3 protein-coding genes are annotated in these 5,275 nt (G+C 63.0%); all 3 read right to left on the bottom strand.

Translation table 11 applies throughout. From position 1 onward, the window contains the following. Position 1 precedes the first annotated feature (1 nt). Genes ACK1VC_RS04475 through ACK1VC_RS04465 form a run of 3 tightly spaced genes read right to left on the bottom strand, consistent with a single transcriptional unit; the run spans position 2 to position 5,204 of the window. A complete protein-coding gene (locus ACK1VC_RS04475) occupies positions 2-3,055 on the bottom strand; it encodes an efflux RND transporter permease subunit (protein WP_191087090.1) in 3,054 nt (1,017 codons plus the stop codon). Beyond that, positions 3,052-4,119 carry an efflux RND transporter periplasmic adaptor subunit gene (locus ACK1VC_RS04470; RefSeq protein WP_016489718.1) on the bottom strand — a complete coding sequence of 356 codons (1,068 nt, stop codon included), beginning with the start codon at positions 4,117-4,119 and terminating at the stop codon, positions 3,052-3,054. Before ACK1VC_RS04470 ends, ACK1VC_RS04475 begins: the two co-directional genes overlap by 4 nt. Further along, complete coding sequence (locus tag ACK1VC_RS04465) at positions 4,116-5,204, bottom strand: efflux RND transporter periplasmic adaptor subunit (RefSeq protein WP_016489719.1); 1,089 nt, start codon at positions 5,202-5,204, stop codon at positions 4,116-4,118. The genes ACK1VC_RS04470 and ACK1VC_RS04465 overlap by 4 nt, the downstream gene beginning before the upstream one ends. Positions 5,205-5,275 lie beyond the last annotated feature (71 nt).

Here is a 5,275-nt window from a genome sequence, read left to right as displayed (position 1 = left end):
TTCAGTTTTGTTTCTGCGGCTCGCGAATCTTGTACCAGGCCACATACAGCGCCGGCAGGAACAGCAGCGTCAGCAGCGTTGCCACGATGATCCCGCCAATCATGGCGTAGGCCATCGGCCCCCAGAACACCTCGCGGGCGATCGGGATCATGCCCAGGCTCGCAGCCGCCGCAGTCAGCAGGATCGGCCGCCGACGATGGTTGGTGGCTTCCACTACCGCATCCCAAGGCGAGAAGCCCTGGGCTTCGAACTCGTCGATCTGGGTCACCAGAATCACCGAGTTACGAATGATGATGCCCGCCAGCGCCAGGATGCCGAGGATCGCCACGAAGCCCATCGGGGTACCGGTGGGCACCAGCGCCAGCACTACACCGATCAACCCCAGCGGCGCCACGCTGACCACCAGGAACAGCTTCTGCACGCTGTGCAGCTGGATCATCAGGAAGGTCGCCATCAGGAACAGCATCAGCGGAATGACCTTGGCGATCGGGCCCTGGGCCTTGCTGCTCTCCTCCACCGTACCGCCAGTGGCCACTTCGTAACCGACCGGCAGCTGGCTGGCGAACTCATCGATCTTCGGCTTGAGCTGTGCCACCAGGTCGGTGGGCTGGATCTCGCCAGTGACCGAAGCCTTGAGGGTGATGGTCGGCTTGCGATCCCGGCGCCACACCAGCGGCTGCTCCAGCTCGTAGCGCACGGTAGCGAATGACAGCAGCGGGATCGAAGTACCATTGGGGGTGAGAATCTGCAGGTTCTGCAGGGTATCGGGCGAGCCGCGCTCACTGTCTTCGGCCCGCGCGACCACGTCCACCAGGTAGATGTTGTCGTTGACCTGGGTGATCTGCACGCCACTGACGATGCTGTTCATCACATTGGCCACGTCTTCCGACGACAGCCCCAGCTGGCGTGCCTTGTCCTGGGCGATTTCCACCCGCAGCACCTTACCCGGCTCGTTCCAGTCGTAGATCATCTCGCCGATGTGCTTGTTCTGGTCAAGCAAGGTGGCCAGTTCGATCGCGTGCTTGCGCACCTGATCGATATCAGGACCACTGACCCGGTACTGGATCGGCCGCCCTACAGGCGGGCCCATTTCCAGCGACTGCACATTGGAGCCAATGCCGACGAACTCTTCATGCAGGATCTTCTGCAAACGCTCCATCATGCCCTGGCGCTCTTCGAAGCCTTTGCTGACAATCACCAGCTGCGCGTAGTAAGGGTTCTGCAACTGCTGGTCGAGGGGCAGGTAGAAGCGGACCGCACCCTGACCAATGTAAGTGCTCCAGTGCACCAGGTCCGGGTCGTCCTTGATCCGCGCCTCGAAGCGGTCGACCACCTTGCGCGTTTCCTCGATCGAGGCGTTCTGTGGCAGGTTGAGGTCGACGAGAATTTCCGGGCGGTCCGAGGACGGGAAGAACTGGTTCTGCACGAAGCGCATGCAAAAGAGCGCCAGCGCGAACAGCACCACGGTACCGATGATGGTCAACCAGCGGTTGCGCATGCACCACAGCAACCCGCCTTCAAATGCCCGCCCGACACGGCCAGGCTCAGCCTCATGGGCCTTGACCTTGTCGCTCTTGAGAATATGCACCCCTAGCACCGGCGCAAAGAACACTGCCACCACCCAAGACACGATCAGGGCCACGGCGATGACCGCGAACAGGGTGAAGGTGTATTCACCCGCGGAGCTGGCGTTCAGGCCGATAGGCACAAAACCCGCCACGGTCACCAAGGTGCCGGTCAGCATGGGAAAGGCTGTGGAGGTGTAGGCGAATGTCGCCGCCTGCTCCTTGCTTTCGCCCATTTCCAGCCGCGTGACCATCACCTCCACGGTAATCATCGCATCGTCCACCAGCAGGCCAAGCGCAATGATCAACGCCCCCAGCGATATCCGCTGCATGGTGATGCCGCTGTACTCCATGAACACGAACACCATGGCCAGCACCAGCGGGATCGAACAGGCCACCACCAGGCCCGCACGCACGCCGAGGCTGACAAAACTGACGGCCAACACAATCACCACTGCCTCGAACAGCGCACTGGTAAAGCCGCCGACCGCTTGCTTGACCACCACGGACTGGTCCGACACGGTGTGTACGCCGACACCTATCGGCAAGTCCTGGACCACTTTGTCCATGCGCTTTTTCAGCGCCTCACCGAACACCTGGATATTGCCACCGGCCTTCATGCCGATGGCCAGGCCCAACGCCGTCTGGCCGTTGTAGCGGAACATCGGTGAAGGCGGGTCGACGTATCCGCGCTCGATGTCGGCGATGTCGGCCAGGCGGAAGAAGCGGTCGTTGATCCTCAGGTTGACGGTTTGCAGGTCCTTTTCCGAGGCAAACTGGCCAGAGGTACGCACCGAAATACGTTCCGGGCCGGCCTCGATGACGCCAGCCGGGGTCACCGCGTTCTGCGATTGCAGGGCCTGCATCACCTGGCGCTGGTCAATGCCCAGGGCGGCCAGCTTGCGGGTGGAGAAGTTCAGGTACAGCACTTCGTCCTGAGTGCCGACCAGCTCGATCTTGCCGATGTTGGGCACATCGCGCACCTCGGCCCGGGCCTGTTCCACGTAGTCACGCAGTTGGCGCAAGGTCAGGCCGTCGGCGGTAAAGGCGTAGATCGAGCCGAATACATCACCGAATTCGTCGTTGAAACCCGGGCCCTGGATGCCCACCGGGAATTCGCCACGAATGTCCTGGATCTTCTTGCGCACCTGGTACCAGATATCCGGAATGTCCTTGGCCTTGGTGGTGTCGCGCAGGTAGACGTAGACCGTGGATTCACCGGGGCGGGTGTAGCTCTTGGTGTAGTCGAGCGAGTCGAGTTCTTCGAGCTTTTTCTCGATGCGGTCGGTGACCTGGTACAGGGTTTCGTCCTGGGTCGCACCGGGCCAGCGGGTCTGGATGACCATGGTCTTGATGGTGAATGACGGGTCTTCCTCGCGCCCGAGGTTGAAGTACGAAAAAATCCCCATCAGCAGGCCAACGAACATCAGATACCACACGAATGACTGGTGCTTGAGCGCCCATTCGGAGAGGTTGAAGCTTCCTTTCATTGCGCATCCTCGTCGAAGGTGACCTTCTGGCCAGGCTTGAGGCTGTTCACACCCGCGGTAACCACGCGCTCGCCGGGCTGCACGCCTGACGTCAGCACGATGCTGTCGGCGGTACGCTCGATCAGCTCCACGTCACGGGTTGCCACGGTCTTCTGCTGCGTATCGATCACCCACACCTGAGTCTTGCCGTCACGCTCCAGCAACGCGCTCAAGGGCAGCTCGCTACGAGGCGTCACTTCAGAGCTCAGGGTCACGCTGATGGCAGTGCCCAGGTGGAACGCCGCTGGCGTGCTGGCCAGCGTCAGGCGGGCGCGGCGGGTACGGGTGGTGGCGTCGGCCTGGGGTTCCAGTTCGCGCAGGCTGGCCGTGGTGCTGATGGTCGGGTCGAGTTGCGAGGCAACGGTGAAGGTCAGGCCTTTGCTCAACTGCTCAGCCAGCCCGATCGGCAGGTCGATTACCGCTTCTTTCACATCCGGTCGGGCCAAGGTCACCACCGCTTGGCCGGCCGTAACGGTTTGCCCGGCTTCGGCCTGCCATGCGGTGATCACGGCGGCGTGGTCGGTGCGCAAGGTGCTGTAGTCGAGCTGGTCGCGAGCCTGGCTGAGCGCAGAGCGCGCCTGCTCCAGCGCCGCACTGGTGGTTTTCAGGTTGGTCTGGGCGATATCCAGCTGGGCCTGGGCACCAACGCCACGGTCATACAGCTGTTGCTGGCGACGGGCATCGGCCTGGGCGTTGATCCACTGCGCCTGCACCTTGGCCAGGTCGCCTTCGGCGGCGCGCAGCTGGTTCTGCTGGTCGGTGGGGTCGAGGGTGGCCAAGGTGTCGCCGGGCTTCACCTGGGCGCCCACATCCAGCCAGCGCCGGGCAATGCGCCCGGAAACCCGGAAGCCCAGGGTGCTTTCGAAACGCGCCTGGATACTGCCGGCGAAGCGGCCCAGTTGCGCCTGTACCTGGGGTTCGACCTTGACCGACAGCACCGGCCGAACCGGCTCGGGGGCCTCTTCCTCGCTACTGCAGCCAGCCAGCAATACGCCGGCCGACAGCATCAGCAGCAGGCGCTTCATAGCTCACCCCCTTGGGCCTTGGCGTCGACCTTTTGCACCTGCATGCCGGGGTGCAGCAGCTGCCCACCCGTGACCACCACGGTTTCACCACCCTTCAGGCCACTGGCGACCACAATCTTGCCGGTGAGGTAACGGCTGACTTCGACTTTGCGCAATTCCACCTTGTCGCCCTCGCCCACCACCCACACGGCGGGGTCATGCAGGGCCTTGGTCAGTGCCGACCACGGCAGCTCGATGCTGGGCCGGCCCTGAGCATTGGTGGTGGCGGTCACGGGTGCGCCCAGTTGCATACCTGCTGGTACGTCCTTCAGGCCTACCTTGACCTGCACCGTGCCGCTTTGCGCAGACACCGTGGGCGTGATCTCGCGCACGAAGCCATGCGCCTGGACCTTGGGGTCGTCCAGCAGGCTGACGATCACCCCCGCATCGCTGGGCGGCGCTACCAGCAGTGATTCGTAGACGTTGAACACTGCATCGCGGTCGCCGTCAGTGGCCAGGCTGAAGATTGGCATGGTCGCCTGCACCACCTGGCCAACCTCGGCCTGGCGCTCGGTGATGACCCCGGCGGCCTCGGAGACCAGTGCGGTATAGCTGAGTTGTTCGTTGGCGTTAGCCAGTTGCGCCTGGGCGGCCTTGAGCGCGCTCTGGTTACTGCGCAGCGCGGCTTCGGCGGAATCGTACTCGCTCTGGCTGGTGTAGCCCTTGGGCAACAGTTTTTGCTGGCGCACAAAGGCCGCGCTGGTCTGGGTGACCCGCGCCTGCGCGGCAAACACCTCGGCCTTGGCCGAGTTGACGTTGTTCTGCAGGTCTTTCGGGTCCAGCCGGGCCAGCACCTGGTTGGCCTTCACGTGATCGCCCACATCCACGCTGCGCGAAATGATCTTGCCGCCAACCCGGAATGACAGGTCGGTCTGCACCCGCGCCTGTACGTCGCCGGTCAGGGTAACCCGGGCAGCGAAGTCGGTGGGCTGGACCTGCTGCACACCAACCCGAGGCAGCGTCTCGGGGACCTCTTCCTTGCTACAGCCAGTGAGCATGTAAAGCAGCCCCAGGCAGACGACCGACAACGGACGTATCAACGCCATGCTGGCTCCTTGCTTGTGCACAAATGATTTGTGGAATGCGACTGTGAGCGTAGTTCAGGGTTCGATAAACA

Source organism: Pseudomonas sp. XP2 (assembly GCF_053557975.1).
Note: the sequence above shows the minus strand (reverse complement) of the source record. Positions and strands in the feature narration are given on the sequence as shown.

What these genes read in the sequence shown, in the direction of transcription:
- ACK1VC_RS04475 (WP_191087090.1), bottom strand. Translation starts at nt 3,055, where the DNA reads ATGAAAGGAAGCTTCAACCTCTCCGAATGGGCGCTCAAGCACCAGTCA.
- ACK1VC_RS04470 (WP_016489718.1), bottom strand. Translation starts at nt 4,119, where the DNA reads ATGAAGCGCCTGCTGCTGATGCTGTCGGCCGGCGTATTGCTGGCTGGC.
- ACK1VC_RS04465 (WP_016489719.1), bottom strand. Translation starts at nt 5,204, where the DNA reads ATGGCGTTGATACGTCCGTTGTCGGTCGTCTGCCTGGGGCTGCTTTAC.